The following is a 24,380-nucleotide window of genomic DNA, read 5'->3' on the forward strand; positions in this document are numbered from 1 at the left end:
CGGTTCAGCTTATAATTCAACTTATCGAAAGATCGTTGATGTATTAATATGATCGCGCGCACAGAATAAGGTTTAGAATATGACACTGGATGAAATAGCCAAATTAGCGGGTGTTTCTAAGACAACTGCAAGCTATGTGATTAACGGAAAAGCGCAGAAATACCGCATCAGCGAGAAGACTCAGAAAAAGGTGATGGCCGTTGTAGAAGAGTACAATTATAAGCCAGATCATGCGGCGTCTTCCTTGCGGGCAGGTAATTCACGCTCATTTGGGCTTATCATCCCAGACTTAGAGAACACCAGTTATGCGCGTCTTGCAAAGCTGATAGAGCAAAACTCTCGGAAAGCGGGGTACCAAATTTTGATTGGTTGCTCTGATGATGATCCTGATACAGAGCAAAAGGTGGCGGAAGCATTAGTCAGTCGTCGTATTGATGCGTTGTTTGTGGCAAGTGGTATGCCCACTGCAAACGAGTATTATCTTAAGTTGCAAAATTCTGGTACGCCAGTTATCGCGCTAGACCGTCCAATGGATGATGAGCACTTTTGTTGTGTCATCAGCGAAGATTTTGATGCCGCACTTGAACTCACTCAGTCAGTACTGTCAGAGGATATTAAGTCCATTGGCTTAATCGGTGCATTGCAAGATCTTCAAGTCTCAAAAGAGCGTGAGCTCGGTTTTCTATCTGCTTCTCAACAAGGTGGTAAAACGGCAACAGTGGGTTATGGACAACACTTCTCCCGGGAAGAAGGCAAGAAAGTCTTAGAGAGATGGTTAATAGAGAACGCATTGCCAGATGCCATTGTCACAACGTCATACACACTGTTAGAAGGCGTGTTGGATGTGATGCTCGAAAAGCCAGAACTCATGAGCAAAGTTCGCCTAGCGACGTTTGGTGATAATCGACTGCTGGACTTCTTGCCAGTGAAAATCAACTCTTTACCTCAACAATTTGAGTTGATCGCGGACAGCGCAATGGAGTTAGCACTCAACGCTTCCGCTAAGCGTTACAAGCCTGGCGTAGAACTTATCCCACGTAAAATTGTGAAACGCCACTGAGTAACTAAATAGGTTACTCAAAGCTTTACTTCAGCCGTCAGCGCCACAAATGCGTGGTCGCTGGCGTTTTTATCTCTGTCATAAATCGGGTTGATCAGATGTTGGTTAGACACCTGATAGTCAACAACCTCGGCAACCGATATATCTGATAAGGTGTCAAACTCTTGTGAGAGCAAGATATAGTCGAGTACGTTCCCAGTGGAAAAATGATAGTGCGTGACGGGGCGTTCATCCTTCTGAGCGTCACTTTGCAATATCCAACCATCTTTGAGTTGTAATTCAGTGACACTGTCACCAGTGTTGGATACCAATGCGCTATTAACGCTGATAGGAGTGATAGGTTGATTCATATCGCCCATTAACACTGTCGGCATTGGTTCTTTTCGATACCTCTTTTGCATCGCGTCTCTTAACATCGATGCTTCCCAGCCTCTTTGCTGGGTGGATAACCAGCGCCCAATAATCGTGCTGGACGTTTCTGGTTGTTCTGAGTCGGCCGGGCGTTGAGATTTCAGGTGCGTTACGTAAACGGCGATATGACCAAGTACAGGATGTATTACTTGGGCATAGATAGGTTTGCGACTGAACTCTGGAGCAACACTTACTCCAAAAGGCTCAAGCGTTGCTAAGTCAAACTCTACCGCTTGTACTTTTTCTATTGGAAACCGAGATGCGATTGCCACAACAGGGCTTGAGTAAATGTACTCATCCTCAACATGTGGGGTGTCAACGGTCGCAAAGTAGGGGTAGCCGATGGTTGAAAAGAATGCCTGGGTCTTCTCGATACTGAATACTTCTTGTAAGCCAATCACGTCGCCTTCCAGTTTTTCAACTTGACGTTGCGTCCACGAAAGTTTGTCTCGCCATTGCTCTAACGAGTATATGTTCTCGAAATCATAGTAGGCGTTAGGCGGTGCGACAAAATTAAACAAGTTCGCAGTGACAAAGGTAATTCTACTTGGTTGAGACAAAGTATTCGCTCTTTTCAACAATAACTTAGAGAGTATATACCTTCAGGCTGCGTAATTGCAGCTTCGTTTGAGCTACGCATCGGTATACAAGCTAACAAGCGACAAGTTAAATGGGTTAAGAGGTGCTCAAATGCCAAGGCGAATCGGTGATTGAACATCGGCAGAGGTTTCTATTTTTAAGCATTGCGTTTAAACTTCAGGGCATCAAATAGTAAGAGTAAGTAACATGACCCAAGATTACGACCACGAAGAGTATTTAGAAGGCGAAGAGATTGAGATCGAAGCGATTGGCATCGATGTTGATGCGCATCCAATCGAACTATACAAGCTTTTTAAAATCGCAAACTTGGTCAGCGGTGGCGGCGAAGCAAAACATATCATCGAGGAAGGCTATGTCGCGGTGAATGGTGAACTAGAAACACGTAAGCGCCGCAAGATGTATGATGGTGACTTTTTTGAGTTTAACCAGGAATATTATGTTGTGGTTTGCGATGCGCCAGTAACCGAACCTGAAACGGCAGAGCAAAAAGCAGAAAAGAAAGCGAAAAAAGAAGCACAGTCTTCTCGTAAAGATAAGTCTCGTCAAAGTAAGTCACCCAAAGCCTCTGGGCCTAAATCAACAGGCCGTAAAGCGGCACATAAAGAGCGTAAAGCGCAGAAAGAAGCGTTGTCTCAGTCTGCTAAGAAAGGCAAAAAAGAAGACAAACCGCAAGCCACTCGTGATCCGAAGAGCGGACGTAATTCTATTGATTTTTTCTAGGGAAATGAACGCTTAACTAAATAAGTGACATCTGAGTAAAACTAAAAAGCGCCGAGCATATTATATCGGCGCTTTTTTGGTTTCACTGTGCTGTAAGTGGGCAGTGTTAATGCACTGTCGTCTCGATGTTTAGGCTATCTGTCCAGTGATGAATGGCGCAAGGCTTTCCTAAGTAAAAACCTTGGTAATAATCCAAATTAAGTTGATACATAGCTTGTAGTTGCACGTCTTCTTCAACCCCTTCTATAATGACTTTTGCTCCCATATGATCCGCTAGATCAACGGCGCTATGTATGGAAAAGGTTTCTCCGGCGCAGTAGTCTAGCAAATAGGAACGATCGATTTTGATGATGTCAGGGCAGAGCTGCTGAACACGTGCGATATCAGAATGTTGGGTGCCAAAATCATCGATAGCAAAGATAAAGCCATTCGCTTTCATTAACTGTACGGCTTTGATTAATAAATCCGTATCTCCGCATGACTCTTCGACTACTTCAAAAACTACGTCTGATGGGCTCATACCAAGTTCGGAAAGGCGTTTGTAAAGCAGGCCGTTATCTTTAAAGCCCATGTCTTTGGTTAGCGTGAGTAGCGTTTGAGGCATGACGTTAAGAAACAGTTTGATCGGTGTCCCTGCGAAATAGCGTGCAAAATTTCGAATGTGCATTGCTCTGGATAAAAACTCTACACATAAGCGAAAGTAGGGATCAAGACCATTATTGGCCAGAAACACGTCAGGACGAATTAGGGAACCATCAATGCCACGAATACGCAGTAAGGCTTCCATACCAATAATACGTTGGCGTCTATCAAAAATTGGCTGATAAACACTGTGAAAAGTGAATTGATTGAGAGCTACGTAATATTCACCAAGATTATCTTGTTTTATGTATCGCTCGTAGTCGGATTGATTCTTTAACTCCATGAAAAACGCCGAAAATTTAGCATCTTGTCAATGTAACAGGGTGCAATTCTGATTTGAAGAATCAAATGTGCCTAATTACATATGCGGTTGAGTTAATTTGAAATGGCTTCCGATTTTGCTTCAATATGGCGAAAAATAAGTGACAGACCAAAACAAATTAAGAAGTAAGCGAGGCCGACAATCAACCAAATTTCAAATATATACCCTGATGAATTTGCCATCTCTGTCCCAACAAACGTCATTTCTTGTATCGAAATCAGTGAAACAATAGAGGTGTCTTTCACCAAAGAGATGGTTTGACCGGCAAGTGCAGGTGTTATTGATTTAAGCACCTGTGGCGCGATAACAAATCGGTATTTCACCCACCGAGACAAGCCCAATGAGTCAGCCGCTTCCCACTGACCTTGGTCGATACTTTGTAAACCACCGCGCACAACTTCTGCAATGTAGGCAGAAGAGAGTAAGCCGACGCATAACACGCCAGAGGCAAGGTTTTCCCAAAGGTTAGAAGGCCCAAACAGAAAGCGCTGTAGCGCATTTGGTTCGCCGTTGTAGTTTCGTAGAAGATCTTCCAAACCGAGCAACGGGATCAATTGGTTAGAAATGAAAAAGTAGAAAATAAAAACAAACACCAACGGAGGGATGTTTCTCACTAACTGGATAAACGCATTGGCAGGTGTGCGCAACCAAACGGAACGAGAGAAGCGTGCTAAGCCTAACAAAGTGCCAAACACTAATGCGAAGCTGATGCCCCAAATACTGAGCCTTAACGTCGAAATCAAACCTTGGAAGAAGTAGGGCAAACCACCATCTGCTCTAGGCGTGAAAAGTAATTCAAGCGCCTCTTTCCACTGCCACAAATAATGCACACCAACAGCGGACCGATGGTACAGCCAAACACCACCGATACCGCACATAACAAGTAGTACCCAGTCTAGTGTGTTTAATTGCGGTAAAAGGTAGCCTGTGCTGGATTTCGCGGGTGCTGTGCGAGTGGTAGTGTGTTCGCCCAAAAATTTGACTCCGATAAGTTATGGAAAAGTAAAATGGATGATTGGAGAGTATAGGCTCGCGGCGTCCACGAGCCATTTAGATTACTGGCCTTGCGCGACTTGATCTTGCCAATCTAATGTCGAGAACCAGTATTCATAACGTTGTTTTAACCATCCATCTTGGGTTCTTGCTTCAATCCATTTATTGAAAAAGGCCTTTTTATCTTCTTCCCCCAAGCGAACTGCAAAGGCTTCGTTACCTTGTGATAGTCGCTCAGAGAATGGAAGGAATAGTTTGTCGCTGTGTTTCACTGTCTCATGTTCTGGTTTTGGGCTAGAAGCAATGACCGCGTGGGCGTTACCATTCAGCACCTCTTGGAACGCTTGCGCGTCGTCATCAAATTGCAGGATCTTCGCTTTCGGGAAGGTTTCTCTGGCTACTTGAACGGTGAATGCGCCGCGACGAGCCGCAATTTTTACGCGTCGTGAGTCAAAATCCGAAAATTCGCTAAAACCAGAGGCGAGTTCTTTGTTTGCTGCTACTTGAACGCCTGAGTGCGAGTAGGGCGCAGTAAACAAGACGCTTTTGGAACGTTCAGGCGTAACAGACATGCCACCAATGATCACGTCGAACTTTTTCGCCAGTAGTGCGGGAATAATGCCATCCCACGCAGTCGGTACGAATTCCACTTTCAAACCTGAATCTTGTGCTAAGCGTTTGGCAACATCGATTTCAAAACCGATTAACTCACCTTGCTTGTTACGCATTGCCCAAGGTACAAATGTTGACATACCAACGCGCAAAGTTCCTCGTTCTTTGATTTGATCTACATTGGGTGTGGCGACATCTTCTTTCGCGATTGTAGGTATAGCTATGGCTAGCCCTAATAATGCAGTAATGGTCGCTTTGAATAACTTCATGTTATCTCCTTATAATTTGCGCCAACTGGCTCCGAGTTTGTGTTCTAGCCATGCAGACAAGCCAGAAAGTGACAGAGTGAGAGCAAGATAAATTGCTGCCACGGTAAACCAAATTTCGAACGGCATCGCCGTCTCTGAGACGATGTTGCGTGCCTGTGTCGTTAGATCAAAAATCGCCATCACGCTTACAATGGAAGAGTTTTTGATCAAAGAAACCACTTCATTGGTTAATGGCGGTAATGTGCGCTGTAAAACCTGAGGCAAAATCACGTCTTTGTAGGTGTAAAACGGTGATAGTCCGAGAGTTTGTGCTGCTTCGAATTGCCCTTTAGGAATACTGTTTAAACCTGCACGGAATATTTCCGCGGTGTAGGCACCTTGGAAAAGGGATAATGCCAAAACGGCGGTGCTGAATCGGTCCAAACCAATCACGGGGCCAAACACGAAGTAGAGTAAATAGATTTGCACCAACAACGGCGTGTTACGTATTACTTCGACATAAGTGGTACCAATAACATTGCCGACTTTCGAATCGCTAAGCCTTAGTAACGCGGTGACCAACCCCAACACTAAGGTAAAAAATAGACTAATAGCAGAGATGTTAAGCGTGACCAATAGCCCATCAATAAGTTCTGCCGGCCACCATTCGCCATCTTCATAAAAAGCGATGTAATCAGGTACGCGCTCCCATTGCCATTGATAGCCCATAGCGTCGGCACCAGAGTCCAACACCCACACAATCGCTATGAAGAGGAGCGTCATTTGCAGTAAAGCTTGAAGGACAGGTTTGATTACGCGAACTATCATCAGTAACTTAAAATTTGGTTCAAAAATGCTTGGGTGCGTGGATGCTGTGGTGTCTCAAATAAGGCGACTGGAGAGTTCATTTCCAAGATTTGGCCTTCATCCATAAATACCACGCGGTTCGCTACTTTTTTGGCAAATCCCATTTCATGCGTGACGCAAATCATCGTCATTCCGCTTTGAGCCAGCTCAACCATGACATCCAACACTTCGTTGATCATTTCCGGATCAAGCGCTGAAGTTGGCTCGTCAAACAGGAGTAAATCCGGTTCCATACACAAGGAGCGGGCAATCGCGACGCGTTGCTGCTGACCGCCAGAAAGCTGGATAGGATACTTACTCGCTTGCTCTTCAATATTGACTCGCTTTAGGTAATGTTTTGCGCGTTTTTCAGCTTCTTGTTTTGATAATTTGAGTGTGCGAATCGGCGCTAAGGTGAGGTTTTCCAGTACAGTCAAGTGAGGAAAAAGGTGAAAGTGTTGGAACACCATGCCGATTTTACCGGGCTTGAGAGATTTTGCGTGAGAAGGCTGGTCGAACACATGAAGCTGGCCTTCTTGAATCGATTCAAGATGGTTGATGCAACGAATGAGCGTTGATTTTCCGGAACCTGAAGGGCCACACACCACGACGATCTCGCCAGAATGCACGGAGAAGTTGATGTCTTTTAGAGCGTGGTAATCGCCATACCACTTATTTACGTCGCTAAACTCAACGACGGGAGTATTCTCTTTCAAAGGGGCACGCTATAACGGAAAAATATCCTTTTACAATAGCAAGTTGTGCGCGTAATTTCATTAAGAATAAGCTAATGTTTAGGCGATGATTTTAAGACTCTATTCAGATCGCTTACAAGATACATCCATGTTTCTTTAATGTTGGTGCAGTCTAGAGTCTAGAGTATGACTAACTCAGTTCAACGAGATACGGATAACGAACAACAATCGCAACAACAGACATAACCATTAGTGTCTGTGCAGAATAGTAGGTCACCATGACAACTTGTCGTGAAAATATTGACCGTCCTCCAAAGCGTTCGAAAGCCAATACGATGCCAGAGATAATAAAGATAAAGCTTCCGAGCACTGCAAAAGAGGAGGATTGTGTTTTCCCACTCAAATAATACTCGATCGAAGCCCAGCACATAGTCATCAGTACCAATATATAACTAGCAACTGGCCGTTTTTCTTTACCGAGATCCGGTCGGAACAACCAGTAGACGCATATACCGAGTCCGAACAAGGCAATTGGGAGCCAAGGTGTAAAATGCCACGCTGACATGATGGCAAAACCATAACTATAGGAGAGATGGGCAGAGCAAAAGAGCACTAATCCTGTAATGAACTTGTCTCTAGGGAGCATTAATAACACGTCACCAAGCAACGAGAGCGATAAGCCAATCAAAATCCAATGCGCATATGGCATTGGGTAAGCCGGGGACTGAATTAAAATACCAAGCATACAGAGCACTGGTAATGGTTTAGAAACGTAAAAGAGCCATTTAGAGCCTTTACGGATACTGATGATATGTATGAATGCTAATACGACAACAACTAGCCACATAAAGTGTTTTCTCGAACAGACAAAATTATGTAGTACATCACTACAACAAATCAAAACTTAATTAACGAGTTAACTCGTTCTTTGATCTCAATTATTTTTATTTGTGTAAAGCTGGACAGTTGTCTCTTTACTAACCAACACGGCCGATTTTTTGTCTGGAGGGAATCGTTGTTTTTAGAAGCCTCCTCGTTTTGAACGTGATGTGGCTTACAAAATAGCATAAAAAAACGGTATTGTGACTGTTAAGTCACAATACCGTTAAACCCTAGGAAGGGCAGTGAAGAATTGTTGCAGTTATGAGACAGCTAACTCTAAGATTTCTCGGCTACGTTCAAGTGTGATCGCCTGGTTTTCACCTAAAACAGTCATGCCGTGTTTGTTTAGTTGATCAATGATGGCATCGATAGCTTGTTCACGGCTCTCACCATAGTTTTCGAGCTTAGTTGCGACATCAAGTTGATGATAAAACGCTTCGATAGCTTCGATTGTGCGCTCTGCTAAATCCTCACCTGCTTCAAGAGCAAATACGTTGCGACCCATTTGTTCTAACTTAGGGCGCTTAAACTGCATTTGGTTACGAAGTAACGATGGTTGGACAATTGCAAGAGAACGCGCATGATCAACGCCCCATAGAGCGGTTAATTCATGGCCGATCATATGTGTCGCCCAGTCTTGTGGAACGCCACTACCAATTAACCCATTCAATGCTTGGTTAGCAGACCACATTAAGTTTGCGCGCCACATATCGTCGTCTCGTTCCGCAAACTGTTCTCCGAGTGTTTTTAAAGTTTTCAGCAGTGTTTCTGCGTAACCATCTTGAACCATTGCACCGGTAGGAAGCGTCAAGTATTGCTCACATACGTGCACCCATGCGTCAACAATGCCGTTGATAAGCTGGCGTTCTGGCAGTGTTTTCATTACATCTGGGTCTAACACGGCAAATTTTGGCTGCACTGCTGGAGACATGAACGGAAGTTTGTCTTGAGTTTCTTTTTTAGTGATAACTGCGCCCATGTTTGACTCTGAGCCTGTTGCTGGCAATGTCAAAATTGCAGCTAGAGGCGTCGCTTCAGTGACTTGGTGCTTACCAATCATGATATCCCAACCATCACCATCATACATTGATGCCGCTGCTACGTATTTGGAACCATCGATGACTGAACCACCACCTACCGCTAGAATAAAATCAACACCATGCTCTTTTACCATTGCGACTGCTTTATCGAGTGTTTCTTTGGTTGGGTTTGGTTCAACACCTGAAAACTCTAGCCATTCATGTCCCTCAAGAGCTTCTGCTACTTGGTCGTACACGCCATTTTTTTTGATGGAGCCACCACCGTATACCACTAAAACTTTTTGGTCGGATGGGATAGCTTCTTTGATTGCTGCGATTTGTTTTTGACCAAAGAAAATCTTGGTTGGGTTTACATAAGAAAAGTTCATTATTAGCCCTCTTGCTTCCAGTGAAGGAGATTGAATACATGCATATTAGTCCTGATTAATGATGGTTAACAGGTCGATTTCTGCAAATAATTTGCCTATTTCTACAAAATTAATGCTCTTGAGCTAGAAAGTTAAAGTCGAGAGGAAGTATAGTGCTCGAAACGATAATAGAGACCAAACTCGTTGGTCATTGATGGAGCGCTCTAATGCACACTCTCGCAAATATCATGCAGCAATATGTTGAAAAGCAGGGGCTGCATGACCTAGAAGGTATGAAGAAAACAGCGATAGATGGCGTATGGTTTTATCGCAGTAGCAAAGGGAATCATCGCCAGCCGTTTGTCTATCAGTCCGGCATCATCGTATTGGGTCAAGGGCATAAGAACATTCATATTGGTGATACACCAGTGCAATATGGGCCCGATGATTACCTTGTTGTCGGGGTTCCCATGCCACTAGAGTGCGAAGCGTTTGCGACAAACAATGAGCCTTTACTTGGCATTTCGATAGATATTTCGCCAACGCTTCTTCATAAACTCGTTAAAAAATTAGAGGCTGAAAAATTCAGTAATAAGTGTCTGGATGCTACCCGTTGCGGCCTTAAGTCGGTACGTATGAATGAAGGTATGTTGGATGCGTGCAAACGGTTAATGAAAGCAATGTGTAACGAGCTTGATGTCATCATGCTTGGCGAGTTGCTTCTTGAGGAAATTGTGTATCGTACTTTGGTGAGCAAAGAGGGGTATGTTTTATTTGACCTAGCACATCAAGAAGGTTCTTACGCGAGGGTAGCTAAAGCACTAAATCGTGTACATCAAGCGTATCATGAACAGTTGAACGTACAAGCATTGGCTGAAGAAGCCAACATGAGTGTGTCTGCTTTCCATCAAGCATTTCGCAATGTCACGCTTGAATCTCCGTTGCAATATATTAAGAAAGTTCGACTTAACAAAGCGCGCGAATTGATCCAGTTAGAGGGGAGACGTGTTAATGATGCAGCGAGAATGGTCGGGTACACGAGCCCATCACAGTTTAGTCGCGAGTACAAGCGGCATTTTAATGAAACGCCAAGGTCAACAAAGGCTTAGTGATCTTTATTTCAAAATGGCGACTTTTTTTACCTTTTTTATTAATTTGCGAGTGACATATTTATTTGAGTTATAAAATTAGTTACTGGTGCCAAATAATAGGTACGTTGTTGCAATCATTTAGTGGATTGTTGCGAGGCGGTGTGGAAAACTCGTAAATAGATAGTGTGAAATCACCAACTTGTACTTAAGTTATTTTACGTCGAAATAAAAGTATAGATGCGCTTCGTTTAGCGCATTTAGTATTGTTTTAACAATAACTTAAGGAAGAGCGATTATGCACCTTAAAAACGGCAACGCAGTGAAAAACGTGTTCACACTAAGCACACTCACCGCTTCTTGTCTTATGGCCTTCAATAGCTACGCAGCAGTTGACTGTGCCCCTCTAGAAACTTGGCAATCATCAAAAGTTTATAACGGTGGCGACCAAGTTCAGCATGAAGGTAATGCTTATAAAGCGCGTTACTGGACGCAAAACAACAATCCAGCGCAATCTGGTGAGTGGGGCGAGTGGGAAACACTTGGCGCTTGTGATGGCACTGGACCGGTTGAACCACCTCAGAATGAAGTCCCGACGGTTACTCTGACATCGCCTTCTGCGTCGGCTTCTGTGACTGCGGGTGATGTTGTTAACCTAGCTGCAGATGCGGCAGATACTGATGGGACTGTTAGCAAAGTAGAGTTCTTTGTTGATGGTGTATTAGTTGGTCAGGCAACGTCTGCGCCGTATGCTGCATCGTGGACAGCAACTGAAGGACAGCACGAGTTCTCTACCAAGGCCTATGACGATGCAGGTGCCGTTAGTACGGCAAGTGTTGTGACGTTAACTGTGGCATCAGCGCAACCTGGTAACGAAGCGCCGACAGTGGATGTCGCGCTTTCTGCGAGCTCTATTGACCTGGGTGGTTCCGTAACACTGACTGCAAATGCTACGGATGCGGATGGTACCGTTGCTAAAGTTGATTTTTATGTTGCAGGTGTGCTTGCTGGCACTGCTACAACAGCGCCATACACGCTGGATGTAACCCCTTCACAAGCTGGCTCATTAAGTGTTTATGCGAGAGCAACCGATGATGCTGGAGCAACAGCAGATTCTGCAATTGCGACGTTAACAGTAAACGGCGGCGCAGTGACATCTAATTGTCGTCCTGATGGTCTTTATCAAACAACGGGTGTAGATGTTCCTTACTGTTCTATTTATGATGAAGAAGGTCGTGAGAAAATGGGGGCTGATCACCCACGTCGTGTAATCGGCTACTTCACCAGTTGGCGATCAGGTGACGACCCACAAGCGACTTACCTTGTTAAAGACATTCCTTGGGAACAACTTACTCACATTAACTACGCGTTTGTGAGCATTGGTTCTGACGGCAAAGTAAACGTTGGCGACGTTAATGATCCTAACAACCCTGCTACAGGTAAAACTTGGCCAGGCGTTGAGGTAGATCCTGCTCTTGGTTTTAAAGGTCATTTTGGTGCACTAGCAACTTACAAGCAAAAACATGATGTTAAAACGCTAATCTCGATTGGTGGTTGGGCTGAAACGGGCGGTCACTTCGATACGAACGGCGATCGTGTAGCTGATGGTGGCTTCTACACCATGACGACGAATGCGGACGGTTCTATTAATCATGCTGGTATTGAGAAGTTCGCAACTTCTGCCGTTGAAATGATGCGTCAGTACAAGTTCGATGGCCTGGATATTGACTATGAATACCCGACGTCAATGGCTGGTGCTGGTAACCCTTACGACAAAGACTTCATGGAACCACGTCGTCAGTATTTATGGGCGTCTTACCAAGAGCTGATGAAAGTATTGCGTGAGAAACTTGATGCGGCATCCGCGCAAGATGGTATTCATTATATGCTGACTATCGCAGCACCATCTTCAGGTTACTTGCTACGTGGGATGGAAACCTTCGATGTAACTAAGTACCTAGACTACGTAAACATCATGTCTTACGACTTGCATGGGGCTTGGAATGATCACGTTGGTCATAACGCGGCTTTATTCGATACAGGTAAAGACTCTGAGTTAGCGCAGTGGAACGTATACGGCACTGCTGCATACGGTGGTATCGGTTACTTGAACACAGACTGGGCTTACCATTACTTCCGTGGTTCTATGCCAGCAGGTCGTATCAACATTGGTGTTCCTTACTACACCCGTGGTTGGCAAGGTGTTACTGGTGGCGAAAATGGCCTATGGGGCCGAGCGGCACTACCAAACCAAGCAGAGTGCCAACCGGGCACAGGTGAAGGTGAGAAGAACAACTGTGGTCACGGCGCTATTGGTATCGACAACATGTGGCATGATACCGACCCTAAAGGAAACGAAATGGGCGCTGGTTCTAACCCAATGTGGCATGCTAAGAACCTAGAAAACGGTATTTGGGGCTCTTACGCAGCTGCTTACGGTCTTGACCCAGTCAACGATCCTTCAGATAAGTTTGTTGGTACTTATACTCGTCATTACGATAGCGTTGCTGTGGCTCCTTGGTTGTGGAACGCAGAGAAGAGCGTATTCCTATCTACGGAAGATAAAGCTTCTATCGAGGTGAAAGCCGATTACGTTATCGATAAAGAGATCGGCGGTATCATGTTCTGGGAACTAGCAGGTGACTACAACTGTTACGTACTGGATGCAAATGGTAATCGTACGGCAGTAGATGCAACTGAACAAGCTTGTGCGGCGGGTAATGGTGAATACCACATGGGTAACACTATGACCAAAGCTATCTACGACAAGTTTAAGTCTGCGACGCCTTACGGTAACAAAGTAGCGACTGGTCCAATACCAACTGAAGCAGTAGACATTACTGTTAGTGTTGGCGGCTTCAAAGTTGGCGACCAAAACTACCCAATTAACCCAAAAATCACGTTTACAAATAACACTGGTCAAGCGATCCCTGGCGGTACTGAATTCCAATTCGATATCCCAGTATCTGCGCCGGACAACGCGAAAGACCAATCAGGTGGTGGTTTGAAAGTGATTGCTTCTGGACATACTCGAGCAAACAACATTGGTGGCTTAGATGGCGTAATGCACCGTGTGTCGTTCTCTCTACCAGCATGGAAAGACTTGCCGGCGGGCGGCACCTACGAGCTTGATATGGTTTACTACCTACCAATCTCTGGTCCGGCTAACTACTCAGTGATTTCTGGTGGTAAGGAGTTTGCGTTTAAGTTTGAACAGCCAGATCTACCAATTGGTGATCTCAATGCGGGCACGGGTGGTGGTACCACTGAACCAGGTACGTGTGATACGACAGGTTTAGTGACATACCCAGCTCTGCCACAAACGGATTGGGCAGGTAATCCAAGCCACGCTAACCAAGGTGATAAGATCATCCACAACGGTGTGGTTTACCAAGCGAACTGGTGGACAGCGGCTGAACCGGGTACAGATGGTAGCTGGTCAACGGTATGTAACATCTAATTATTATGGATTATTTGTTATAGCCTAATGTTTACGGGCACTTAAACAAAAGCGCACGATGATTATCGTGCGCTTTTTTGTTGTGATAGTTTGTCGTTTAATCGAATTGGTAACTTTCGGGTATGACGACAATACCTTTGTCTGAGATTTTAAATCGCTTCGCATCTTCAAGTTTGTTGATGCCAATTTGAGTATGTGGCGGAATACGAACATGTTTATCAACTATGCAGTTGACCAACTGACTTCCTTCACCAACCTCTACGTCATCAAATATGATGGAATCGACTACCGTTGCACTGTCTTGAATGCGTACGTTAGAGGAAATGATGGAATGCTGTACTGAGCCTCCAGAATTGATGACACCGGTAGCAATGATGGAGTTAATAAAAATACCTTCATTGCCTGTAGCAGAAGAAACGGTACGAGCTGGTGGAAACTGCGGCTCGTAAGTACGAATCGCCCAATTGGACTGATAAAGGTTCATTGGCGGCACAGGTTCTAGTAGATCCATATTCGCTTCATAGAAGGAATCAATGGTACCCACGTCGCGCCAATAGCAATCTTTATCGACGCGCCCTTTACTGCCACAGAATTGATAAGCGTAAACGGATTCGGTATCAATCAGCTTAGGTATGATGTCTTTTCCGAAGTCATGGCTTGATGAATCGAGTTTTGAGTCTTCTTCAAGCGCTTCTTTCAAAACATCCATATCAAAGATATATATTCCCATAGAAACAAGGCTTCTGGTCGCGCTTCCAGGAAGGGTAGGTGGGGTTTCAGGTTTCTCTATAAACGAAGTAACGAGCCCGTTTTCTGCGGTGCCCATTACACCGAATGCTGAAGCATCCTCTACGGGAACATCCATACAGGCAACGGTGAGCTTAGCACCTTTCTCTTTATGCTCTTCAAGCATTGCGGCGTAGTCCATTCGATAGATATGATCGCCGGATAACACAACCACATACTTTGCATCATTTCGCGATAGCAACCACATGTTGTGATAAATCGCATCGGCGGTTCCTTCATACCATGCACCACCTTTGCGCATTTGTGGTGGAACAGCAGTAATGTACTCGCCTAGCTCTGGATTGAATATCGACCAGCCGTCTCGCAAGTGTTTTTGAAGTGAATGAGATTTATATTGGGTTAAAACAAGGATCTTGCGTAAACCCGAATGTAAACAATTGGTTAGTGTGAAATCTATAATTCTATATTTTCCGCCAAAAGGTACGGCTGGCTTGGTTCTGTCATCGGTGAGTGGGCTGAGTCTAGACCCCATCCCTCCTGCTAAAATTACGGCAAGTGCGTCTTCCATAGTATTCCCTTTCCCTTTTCTGACATGCATCAAAACGGTGCTAACCTGAAGGAGGTGGTATGCAACGCAGAGGTTTTGAAAAGCATGTGCTAATGTGCTTATTAGTGAAAAGTCTACTACAAGAATCGAGCCATAGAATATCTCCTTAAAAATCAAGGAGGTTAAAATTTCACTGTAAGACAACTGCACCATATTAGTGAAGCGCTAAATAGCCCGTGCATCAAATTGGCGCAAAATGGTAGAAAGGAGAAGTCAACAAGTATGGATTTACAATGTAAAGTGGCGACAAAACAAGAAGATAAATAGGGTTTTCTAGCTTAATAACTATGGCTAAACAAGGCTTAGGGTTAGCGTCTTAACTCTAAAGGTCTAAAACAGGCGCGTTGATGTAAGGCAGGAGAGCTTTGTATCAACGATTCAAGAGTAGAAGGCCTTAGACAACTCTTTTCACAGTTGTTGAGAGTGAGTGGATAGGTAAGTAGACCACTCACTCAATGAATATGCTCACTTCACTGATAGCGATACGTCATCACTGCACTAAGAGAGACCGACGATATTTCCTTCATCATCAAGATCTAAGTTCATAAATGCGGGTTTATCAGGTAAGCCTGGCATCGTCATCACGGTACCAGATAATGCATAAACGAATCCTGCGCCCGCACACAAGCGCAGCTCGCGGATTGGGACGGTAAAACCAGTTGGTGCGCCTTTGACTGCGGAGTCTGTGGTTATAGATAGTGGTGTCTTCGCGATGCAAACCGCTAAGTTGTTAAAACCTAGATTTTCAAAATGTTTGAGCTGTTCAGTCGCGATAGGAGTCATTTCTATATTGGTTGCTCCATAGCCCGCTTCACATACTGCCATGAGCTTTTCGAGTAATGATTGCTCTTTGTTGTATAACGGACAAAACTCTACAGGCGTGGTACACGCATCAATAACATGTTGAGCTAGTTCCGTTGCGCCTTGTCCGCCTTGCGAAAAAGCGGTGCTGATGGCTACTTTAACTTCGGGATTAAATTGGTGAATCAGCTCTTCAAGAGCTTTAAGCTCTTTCACACAATCTTGTGGAAACTGGTTAATGGCAACGACAGCAGGTAAACCGTATTTATGAACGTTATTTATGTGCCATTTTAAATTTTCAAACCCAGCCTCCAATGCTGCTTGGTCCGGATTAAAGATGGAATCTGGAATAGCCATACCTGGCCGTAAATCGTAGTGTCCGGAATTCGCTTTGAGGCCGCGTAATGTTGCTACGATCACTACACAGTCTGGAGCTTTGTTAGCGGCAGCAGCTTTAATGTTACACGCTTTCTCAAATCCCATATCCGAACCAAAACCGGCTTCAGTTACCGTGTAACCTGACAGTTTTAGCGCAATATCGTCCGCGATAATGGATGAATTTCCATGGGCGATGTTTGCAAATGGACCTGCATGGATCAACGTAGGAACACCTTCTAGAGTTTGCATCAGTGTTGGTGCAATCGCCTCTTTTAGTGTTACTGCCATTGCTCCTGCAACTTGTAGATCTTCCGTAGTGACGGGGTTTCCGTTCAAATCGTACGCTACGACAATTTTCCCGATACGTTGACGTAAATCTTTTAAATCTTTGGCTAGTGCAATGATAGCCATTAACTCGGAAGCAGCTGAAATATCGAACCCTTCGTCACGCTCGAAACCATTGATGGTTTTTCCTGCATCATTGAGGCCAATTTTGACTTTACGTAGTGCACGATCATTATGGTCCATCACTCGTTTCCAAGTAATACTGGCCGTGTCGATTTTAAGTGCTCTTAACCCGGTGCGTGATTCAAAGGCATCATAACCCTCGCGTTGCTCATGGAACAAGCGAGCGTCAAGAGCGGCTGAAGCAAGGTTGTGCGCCGCTGTCACTGCGTGAATGTCACCAGTAAGGTGTAAGTTTAACTCTTCCATTGGAGCTACTTGAGAATAACCACCGCCCGCTGCGCCACCTTTAATACCGAAGACGGGTCCCATCGAAGGTTGCCTTATACATGCAATAACAGATTGATTAAGCTTTGCTAAACCTTGCGCCAGTCCTATCGTCGTAACGGTTTTTCCTTCGCCAAGAGGAGTCGGCGTGATCGCAGTGACGAGTACAAGTTTACCGTCATCATTTGCTTTGAGTCGTTCCAAACATTTTGGGTGGACTTTGGCTTTGTGCTTCCCGTGAGTGTCATACTCTTCGGGCAATAGTCCTACTTTTTCCGCGATAACATCAATAGAAAAAAGTGGTGTGTTTCGGCAAATTTCGATATCTGACTGCATGGAGAATCCCCAAAGTGGCACACGGGTAGCGTTGAAAAACTACCTGAGTTATAACGAGTATTATTGTGAGGCAAAGGTCTGCTTGGTGATGGTACTGTTTCGGTTAGGCTTGTAAAGAGTTTACTGCTTCGTATTGTGCGACATACTAACGAAATCTACTCGTTATAGTGTTAGATAAAAACAAAAAGGCCACCAAATGGTGACCTTGATATATTTTTAGCTTTAAAGCTGTCGTTTTAACGATCCCAATAAGTCTCTTCTAAGCTATCTTCTCGTTCAGGAAGCGCTCGCGATAGGCGAGGAGAGTGCTGCGTCAACACTTCATAGCTTACTCGGTTTGCGTATTTACAAATCTGAGAAAGAGAGGAGTAGGTTAAGCATCGTACTTCGTGCTTTTCTGAGTTAGGCACTTCTTTTTGGTGGAAAGAGTTTGCTGCCATGTCATGCAGTAAGGCTGAAAGGGCTGCATCACCTGCACCATTAGTGTTCTTAATCTCTAATGGTCCACCAAGGTAAGGGCCGATGTGAGAGTAGACCTTCATTGGGTTTTGACAGTCTTCTTTACGCATCGCACGACTAAACTCGTACTGGTTAAAGGCTTCGAGGGAGCTTTCAAGGATGTCGTGTGTGGTTTCTCGTTTTACTTTCTCGTCGGTGTAACCAGCCATGTACAGACCATTTGGTCCTGCCGTACACAGTACGAGATCAACCCACTCAAGTGCTTTATCAGCAGCTGCTAGCGGCTCTGTTTCACCTGTTAGCGCCGCACCTTCTTCTTCATTCATAGCGACAACAGAAATGTTTTCGCGAATGTATTCTTGCCACCACTGTGCGTTACCTTCGATAACGTACTTCGTCCCTAACGTAAGTACAACAGGGACATCGTGCTTCTTAGCAAAGTCGATCGCTCTTTGTACCGCTTTAGGCATTGGATCTTCTTCTTTACCACGCATTAGGTAAGAAGAAACAACCAGGGCTGATGCTTTCTCAAAGATCTCTTCAGGAATGCTTTCCGGAAGTAGTTGATTCATATGACCTTCGTTGATAGCAAATGTACGCTCACCGTCTTGAGAAATTAGGGTGTAGCAGCGACCAATAGGGCCATCTACCGTTTGTAAATGGTTAAGGTTCATGCGTGAAGACGTACGGCAAAGGTAGCGGTAAGCAAAAGAACCGACTTGAATGTTCTTAGACATCACACCGAGCAAAACGGATTTGCTATCGGCTAAAACTGAGTAGTTGTGAAGAGTATTGCCAATCGTGTCACCTGGGTATTGGTGTGTGATCAGGCCTTGCTCAACCAGTTCTTCGTAAAGAGCATCTGCTTTGCTTTCTTCAAGAACGAGCGAATGTCCTTTACTCAGGTTGTATTTCTCTAAAAACGCGTCATCTACACGTGCTTCGATATCTACAATGGTTTGACCGACACCAACAATAGTTGGGCGATATAGCTTAGGTGCCTGTCGGATTTGGTTTACTAATGGATCTCGAGCGTGAGTTGGGAAGTAGTGTTTAGATTTACGCTGACCAGGAAACTTCATGCTTGTTCTTGAGTGAGAAAAAAAAGAGGCGGGATTGTATCACAAAAAAATGAAAATCGTGGCGATTTATTACAAAGAAGTTTGCTCGCTGAAAAAATCAGCGAGCTGAGTAAATAGCAACCAAAGCAGCTGCAATTTATGACGCTTGTCGTATTGCAATGGGTTGTTTTTTAAACTTGTTGCTCAGCAGCGCCCGGAAAGAGCCTGCTCCGCGCTAACTAAATTTACCCGCGTTACTTTTTCACTTCAGTTGGCTCAACGTAAGCCTTGGTACCCCAAAGTGGGACTGTCGAAAGGCTATGCTTAAAACTACCATCGGTCTCTTTTGTTGTATAAGACAAGTAGAGTAAGGTTTGGTTATCGGCATCATAAATACGGCGAACCTTCATTGTTTTGAAGAAAATGCTTTTTGACTTCTTAAATACAATTTCACCGGACTTACTCTTATCTATTTTTGCAATCATTTCCGGTGTGATTTCGCCAGTCTGACGACATGATATTGAGCTATCACTTGGATCTGCTAAGCTGAAATCCGCTTCGATAGAGGCGATGTGACATGTGACACCTGTTACTACCTCGTCTTTCAACTCACCGACTTTGATGTCTTTCAAAGTAAACCACCCGAGCCCCACGTCAGCAACATCGTTATCTGAACAACCAACTAGAGTAGTAGCAAGCAATGCACTTAACAGCATCTTTTTCATTATTTTTGTCCTTAACTAGGAAAGATATTGATGAAATTTATCAGAGGTTTGCACCTAAAACAAAATTTAGCCACGGAAAGGTCTATGTGCGCTAGGTTTGTTGCGGGCTTCATGCTAATGTACTGCTCTAAACGAAGGTATCAAGATGAATGAACAACAGTTAGCCAGTATCGAGCGTAAAAATACATGGCTGTATGATCTGGTCGAAGTTGAATTTCCGACACCAGAGAGTTTGAAAGGGCGCGATGTCTATTTCAAAACGCTAGAAAAAGCAACGTATCAAGTAGTCGACAAAGACACACTACTGGAAAGTGACTCTGAATTTAACCCCGACGATATTTTTCTGGTCGATTTTCATCGACTGACCATTATGTTCTCTATCTTGCAATCTCAGCGCTGGGAACAGCAGTATGATAAAGATATGATCATTGAATATCTGACACAGATTATCCTCACGCCAGATTTTGAATTATATGTTGGTTTTAAATCTGGAGTCCCAATTGGTGCTGCTATTGTTAGCCATCTCGAAGGAAATACACTCATCTCTGATGTTGCTGTTTCTGAATCAAAATACAAAAGCTCGTTTGTGGCTGATCTGGCTAAAAGACTAAGCACCGAGCAAAAACTGTTAGACTCAGTGGTTATCGAAAACTAACTTACACATCAATGTGCATAAAAAGTAAAGCAAGATGACGTTGGGTGATCTTGCTTAGAAAAACTGTAATTGCTCCCTTCTATTTCCATGAAATGCCAAGCTCGTCGTTTCAACAATCCCAAACTCAAATAAGATTAATCCAAACATTCTTAAAATCAGCTTGGGCTTGAGCCTTTAAGACGTCTGGAGATGGCTATGGCAATTACCAATATTAAGTGCGTGATATTTGACTGTGATGGTACGTTGGTCGACAGCGAAAGACTGTGTTGCCAAGCGCTCGTCAATGTATTTAACCAGCATGGGGCTGAGTTAACGATGGAAGAGTGCGTTTCTCACTTTAAAGGAGGAAAGCTCGCTGACATCCTTTTAGATACTAAAGAATTGAAAGATATCAAAGTCCCAATTGATGTTTTAGAGCCGCAATACCGAGAAGAAGTCCAGTCTCTTTTTGTGCGTCACTTACAGCCGATGGATGGCGCAAAACGATTAATTCAGTTTTTGGATTCGCATAATATCGAATATTGTGTGGCGTCTAATGGACCTAAAGATAAAATTGAATACGCTTTGGAGTTAACCGGTTTACTCGATGCTTTCCGAGGGAAAGTGTTCTCGGCATTCGATGCGAATAGTTGGAAGCCTGAGCCCGATTTAATCATGTACAGTGCTATGAGCATGGGCTTTTTACCAAGTGACTGTCTTTATATTGATGACACGCCTAAAGGAGTTGAGGCGGGACTAAACGCCGGTATCAAAACGATACAGTTATTTAATGGTGAAGCTATCAATCGTGTTGATGACGAGCGTGTAATTCGCATTCATCATTTAGATGAATTAAAAGAGCAGCTGTGTGGCTGCTCTGTTTGACCTACTAATGGCAAACCGGACTCAAGCTGTGGATGTGCTTAAGTTTAGACTGTAGGTAAGGCGTTTGATGTAGACATTGGATAGATGAGAAGTTTTTTGTATGAAATCCGCAAGCAGCGCATGTGAATTTCTCGCCATCCGATGAAATGAGATATTCATCTCCTTGGCAGAGTGGGCAATTCAGGTTCTCTATGTCTTTTGTGTCTTTGTAATTATTCATATTGTTTTCCAGCAGCAAATTGGAATTGGCAAGATCAAGCATAGCGGAACGCTTTGTTTAAGAACATTATTTCATCCGGTACAGCGAGAACTTGAGATTCACTTCAAATATCCACTTGGATGTCGTAGAAAATATCGAAGGTAATAGTTGAACACGGTTTAAAGAAAAGGGCTCCTTAAGGAGCCCTTGTTGATCATAAGTTCCACAACGTTATGCGGTGCGGTAGCGTTGTAATATCTCACCAAGAGAAACGGAGGCTTGCGTGAGATTAGCGACGCCAGCGGTAGATTGCTCCGCCACTTCTCTGATTGTGCTTGATTGACTACGAATTTCTGAAAGTTCCGATGCAATATCGTTAGCAACTGCGCTTTGTTCTTCAGCAGATGTGGAAATCTGAATGCTCATGTCCATTAATGAGCGTGCTGACTCGGCAATAGAGGTAACATCATGGCCGATTTCATCAATAAGCTGGCTGCTGGTTTGAGCTTGCTGAACGGTTCGGTTGGTGATTGAAGCAATGTTCTGGCTCTCAATTTGAAGCTTCTCAATCATGGCTTGGATCTCTACTGTTGCCTGTTGAGTTCTGCTTGCTAATGTACGTACTTCATCGGCAACCACTGCAAATCCACGACCTTGTTCACCAGCACGGGCTGCTTCGATTGCTGCGTTTAGCGCCAACAGATTAGTTTGTTCTGAAATGGCGTTAATCGTTGTGATCACGTCATTAATCTGCGTCGTATTCTCGTTTAAATTGGTTACTGACGTAGAGGCTTGTTCAATATAGCTAGATAACGTCTCTATCTCGCCAATCACGTTTTGTACACGGCTTCTGCTTAGTTCGATCTTCTGGGCATCTTGGTCTGACTGCGTCGTTGCTTGTTGAGAAATACTTGATACCTCCTTTGCAGAGGCTGTCATTTCTTCCATTGCCGTCGCGACTGAATCAAGCGTTTGATATTGATGAGATATCTGGGTTTCACTCAACTGCATATCTTTTTCGAATGCAGAAGATGTCTCGCTCAACATCGTTGCATTATTTTTAACACTATTAACCAGTTCACTTAAGGTATCCATAGACTTGTCTAGCGCACAGCCGATGGTACCGAATTCATCTCGACCAGGGTGAAAACCAAGACGAGAGGTTAAGTCACCGTCACCAATTTTTTCGGTTGTTGTATATAAAACCCACAGAGCTCCTCCGATAAACGTTGCCACCCAGTAAGAGAATAGGGCAAAAGGAATAACCCATAAGAAGCTGAGTAATAGTGACGATAGAGCTGATGATTTTACCGATTCGTATTGTGTGGACACATTTTGAGTCAGCTTAATCACTTCTCCAGAATGCAACTTGGCATAAGCGGTGACAGACCCATCGACAAAAGAACTCTCGCTTACGCGGTTCGATTTCGATACGCCGTCAATTTCTGTAGCGCGGTTTGATTGAGCATCAACGATACCAGAAAGCTTCGCTTCGCTCGCCGAGATGGCTTGCTGCTCAAATTGTTGTATTTCATTGAAGTAGCGGCTTCCAGCCACTGAAGTGAGGGCTACTAAAAACAGTAGGAATATAACCCACATTTTGTCGTTGATAGACATCTTGATAAACAGCCTGTCTATCGTTCTAAACTCAACTTCTCTCATTTAAAGCTCCATTAGAGATAAAAGATATTGACCAAATCTATTGCTATATCGAAACAAAATATGCGAAGTTAATCAGCAAAATATGTAACGAATACTAAATTTAGTTTAAGAAATGAGATCTAAGGACGCCTATAACAGTATGTTATATCTTTAAATTGACATGAATGTTGATAAAAGAGTCATTTCTCTAAAGTGTTAAGCGGATATGAAATCTAATTGCAATCGTTTACTTTTGATTATGCTCATAGGTTTTTAAATCTTTACTTCTCGCTGTCATGAATGTGTCATATAAAGACTATAAAAAGGAGTTGCTGATGTGGATATGGCAAGAGCCAGGCCGTCAGCAAGTAAAAGCAAGAGAGCTTAAAATAAAGGAGGTCACAATGAGCGACCAATACCAAAACGATGAGAGCCTAGAGCTGCTAGATGCGCTTGAAATTGGCATTATCTTGTCGGAATACGTTGGCTCAGACAACGAAGCCGAATAGCGGAACACTCTCATCTCGTCGTAATTGACGTTATACTAGGTTCATGTCACACCAAGCCCTAGAGGCCAAAACTGGCGTCGAATGAACTTTCTAGCCCACCTGCATATCGCAGATCACAGTAACAGCCATTTGTTGGGAAACTTGCTTGGAGACTTCGTAAAAGGAGATCCAAGCAAGCTGTATGATCGCGATATCTCAAATGGCATCAGATTACATAGATTTGTTGACCGTATTACCGACCATCATCCAATCGTCAACGAATGTAAGCCTCATTTCACTGGTGTTGCGCGACGTTTTGCACCTATCGCTTTGGATATGTTTTGGGATCATTGCCTCGCAAAACACTGGAACGACTTTCATTCCGTGCCTCTCGAACACTTTGTAAAAACGGCATACGAGAGAGTAAACCGAGAGGTTCATGAACATTTGCCGCCACGTTTTTTGGTGCTCCACAGCAGAATGTGGCATGGCCGATGGCTTCAATCCTATCAAGATCTAGACAATATAGAATTTGCACTACATCGGATATCGCAAAGAAGTCCTAGAATGGCAGACTTAACCACAACATTTAAAGTGATTGAAAGTGATTACACCGAATTAGAAGAGAAGTTCTCGTCACTTTATCGAGATGTTTTGCGCCAGTCGTATGATTTTCAGCAACAGCTTAACGACTCAACTCAATGAGATAGAAAAGTAGTAT

21 protein-coding genes are annotated in these 24,380 nt (G+C 44.0%); 8 read left to right on the plus strand and 13 right to left on the minus strand.

Features of this window, described 5'->3' with window-relative positions:
• The first annotated feature begins 79 nt into the window (after positions 1–79).
• Positions 80–1,060, plus strand: a complete 981-nt coding sequence (gene cra / locus R7Q11_RS05240; RefSeq protein ID WP_104976111.1) for a catabolite repressor/activator — start codon at positions 80–82, stop codon at positions 1,058–1,060.
• A 17-nt stretch (positions 1,061–1,077) separates the two neighbouring features.
• Here the strand turns inward: cra and R7Q11_RS05245 are convergent, their stop codons facing one another.
• On the minus strand, positions 1,078–2,031 hold the full coding sequence (locus R7Q11_RS05245) for an endonuclease/exonuclease/phosphatase family protein (protein ID WP_169644076.1): 954 nt from the start codon (positions 2,029–2,031) through the stop codon (positions 1,078–1,080).
• A 226-nt stretch (positions 2,032–2,257) separates the two neighbouring features.
• Here R7Q11_RS05245 and R7Q11_RS05250 point away from each other — a divergent pair, with 226 nt between their 5' ends.
• Complete coding sequence (locus R7Q11_RS05250) at positions 2,258–2,791, plus strand: RNA-binding S4 domain-containing protein (protein ID WP_005376400.1); 534 nt, start codon at positions 2,258–2,260, stop codon at positions 2,789–2,791.
• Between the two features lie 106 nt (positions 2,792–2,897).
• On the opposite strand, the gene R7Q11_RS05255 is transcribed toward R7Q11_RS05250, so the two are convergent.
• The 7 genes from R7Q11_RS05255 to R7Q11_RS05285 form a co-directional block, all read right to left on the minus strand.
• Positions 2,898–3,716, minus strand: a complete 819-nt coding sequence (locus tag R7Q11_RS05255) for an EAL domain-containing protein (RefSeq protein WP_225466254.1) — start codon at positions 3,714–3,716, stop codon at positions 2,898–2,900.
• Positions 3,717–3,808: 92 nt separating this feature from the next.
• Positions 3,809–4,729, minus strand: a complete 921-nt coding sequence (locus R7Q11_RS05260) for an amino acid ABC transporter permease (protein WP_017820957.1) — start codon at positions 4,727–4,729, stop codon at positions 3,809–3,811.
• An 81-nt stretch (positions 4,730–4,810) separates the two neighbouring features.
• Positions 4,811–5,629, minus strand: a complete 819-nt coding sequence (locus tag R7Q11_RS05265) for a transporter substrate-binding domain-containing protein (RefSeq protein ID WP_225466255.1) — start codon at positions 5,627–5,629, stop codon at positions 4,811–4,813.
• Between the two features lie 9 nt (positions 5,630–5,638).
• Positions 5,639–6,436 (minus strand): amino acid ABC transporter permease, encoded by a 798-nt coding sequence (locus R7Q11_RS05270; protein ID WP_005376396.1) that lies wholly within the window; start codon positions 6,434–6,436, stop codon positions 5,639–5,641.
• Positions 6,436–7,170: an amino acid ABC transporter ATP-binding protein gene (locus R7Q11_RS05275; RefSeq protein WP_005376395.1), complete on the minus strand. Its 735-nt coding sequence runs from the start codon at positions 7,168–7,170 to the stop codon at positions 6,436–6,438. Before R7Q11_RS05275 ends, R7Q11_RS05270 begins: the two co-directional genes overlap by 1 nt.
• Before the next feature lie 169 nt (positions 7,171–7,339).
• Positions 7,340–7,996 (minus strand): lysoplasmalogenase, encoded by a 657-nt coding sequence (locus R7Q11_RS05280; protein ID WP_005376394.1) that lies wholly within the window; start codon positions 7,994–7,996, stop codon positions 7,340–7,342.
• A gap of 294 nt (positions 7,997–8,290) precedes the next feature.
• Positions 8,291–9,439 carry an iron-containing alcohol dehydrogenase gene (locus tag R7Q11_RS05285; RefSeq protein ID WP_005376393.1) on the minus strand — a complete coding sequence of 383 codons (1,149 nt, stop codon included), beginning with the start codon at positions 9,437–9,439 and terminating at the stop codon, positions 8,291–8,293.
• 206 nt (positions 9,440–9,645) lie between these two features.
• On the opposite strand from R7Q11_RS05285, the gene R7Q11_RS05290 reads away from it, so the two are divergent.
• Both R7Q11_RS05290 and R7Q11_RS05295 read left to right on the plus strand, forming a co-directional pair.
• Positions 9,646–10,527, plus strand: coding sequence for an AraC family transcriptional regulator (locus R7Q11_RS05290; RefSeq protein ID WP_005376392.1), 882 nt, complete (start codon positions 9,646–9,648; stop codon positions 10,525–10,527).
• A 277-nt stretch (positions 10,528–10,804) separates the two neighbouring features.
• A complete protein-coding gene (locus tag R7Q11_RS05295) occupies positions 10,805–13,966 on the plus strand; it encodes a chitinase C-terminal domain-containing protein (protein WP_225466256.1) in 3,162 nt (1,053 codons plus the stop codon).
• 97 nt (positions 13,967–14,063) lie between these two features.
• On the opposite strand, the gene glgC is transcribed toward R7Q11_RS05295, so the two are convergent.
• The 4 genes from glgC to R7Q11_RS05315 all read right to left on the minus strand — a co-directional run bounded on the left by glgC (position 14,064) and on the right by R7Q11_RS05315 (position 19,812).
• The gene (glgC, locus tag R7Q11_RS05300) at positions 14,064–15,281 is read right to left on the minus strand and encodes a glucose-1-phosphate adenylyltransferase (protein ID WP_033906540.1); all 1,218 of its coding nucleotides are present in this window, start codon (positions 15,279–15,281) and stop codon (positions 14,064–14,066) included.
• 537 nt (positions 15,282–15,818) lie between these two features.
• Positions 15,819–17,567, minus strand: coding sequence for a formate--tetrahydrofolate ligase (locus tag R7Q11_RS05305; protein WP_225466257.1), 1,749 nt, complete (start codon positions 17,565–17,567; stop codon positions 15,819–15,821).
• Between the two features lie 236 nt (positions 17,568–17,803).
• Positions 17,804–19,108 (minus strand): inosine/guanosine kinase, encoded by a 1,305-nt coding sequence (locus R7Q11_RS05310; RefSeq protein WP_005376376.1) that lies wholly within the window; start codon positions 19,106–19,108, stop codon positions 17,804–17,806.
• 233 nt (positions 19,109–19,341) lie between these two features.
• Positions 19,342–19,812: a CreA family protein gene (locus tag R7Q11_RS05315; RefSeq protein WP_005397614.1), complete on the minus strand. Its 471-nt coding sequence runs from the start codon at positions 19,810–19,812 to the stop codon at positions 19,342–19,344.
• Between the two features lie 145 nt (positions 19,813–19,957).
• Between R7Q11_RS05315 and R7Q11_RS05320 the strand changes: the two genes are divergently transcribed.
• Positions 19,958–20,467 carry a hypothetical protein gene (locus R7Q11_RS05320; RefSeq protein ID WP_005376378.1) on the plus strand — a complete coding sequence of 170 codons (510 nt, stop codon included), beginning with the start codon at positions 19,958–19,960 and terminating at the stop codon, positions 20,465–20,467.
• A 195-nt stretch (positions 20,468–20,662) separates the two neighbouring features.
• Positions 20,663–21,331 carry an HAD-IA family hydrolase gene (locus tag R7Q11_RS05325; protein ID WP_025767794.1) on the plus strand — a complete coding sequence of 223 codons (669 nt, stop codon included), beginning with the start codon at positions 20,663–20,665 and terminating at the stop codon, positions 21,329–21,331.
• A 430-nt stretch (positions 21,332–21,761) separates the two neighbouring features.
• On the opposite strand, the gene R7Q11_RS05330 is transcribed toward R7Q11_RS05325, so the two are convergent.
• Positions 21,762–23,192 carry a methyl-accepting chemotaxis protein gene (locus R7Q11_RS05330; RefSeq protein WP_025767793.1) on the minus strand — a complete coding sequence of 477 codons (1,431 nt, stop codon included), beginning with the start codon at positions 23,190–23,192 and terminating at the stop codon, positions 21,762–21,764.
• Positions 23,193–23,506: 314 nt separating this feature from the next.
• On the opposite strand from R7Q11_RS05330, the gene R7Q11_RS05335 reads away from it, so the two are divergent.
• Positions 23,507–23,680: a hypothetical protein gene (locus tag R7Q11_RS05335; RefSeq protein ID WP_017820948.1), complete on the plus strand. Its 174-nt coding sequence runs from the start codon at positions 23,507–23,509 to the stop codon at positions 23,678–23,680.
• 81 nt (positions 23,681–23,761) lie between these two features.
• Complete coding sequence (locus tag R7Q11_RS05340) at positions 23,762–24,364, plus strand: ACP phosphodiesterase (RefSeq protein ID WP_025767792.1); 603 nt, start codon at positions 23,762–23,764, stop codon at positions 24,362–24,364.
• Positions 24,365–24,380 lie beyond the last annotated feature (16 nt).

This window comes from Vibrio sp. 970, assembly GCF_033339075.1.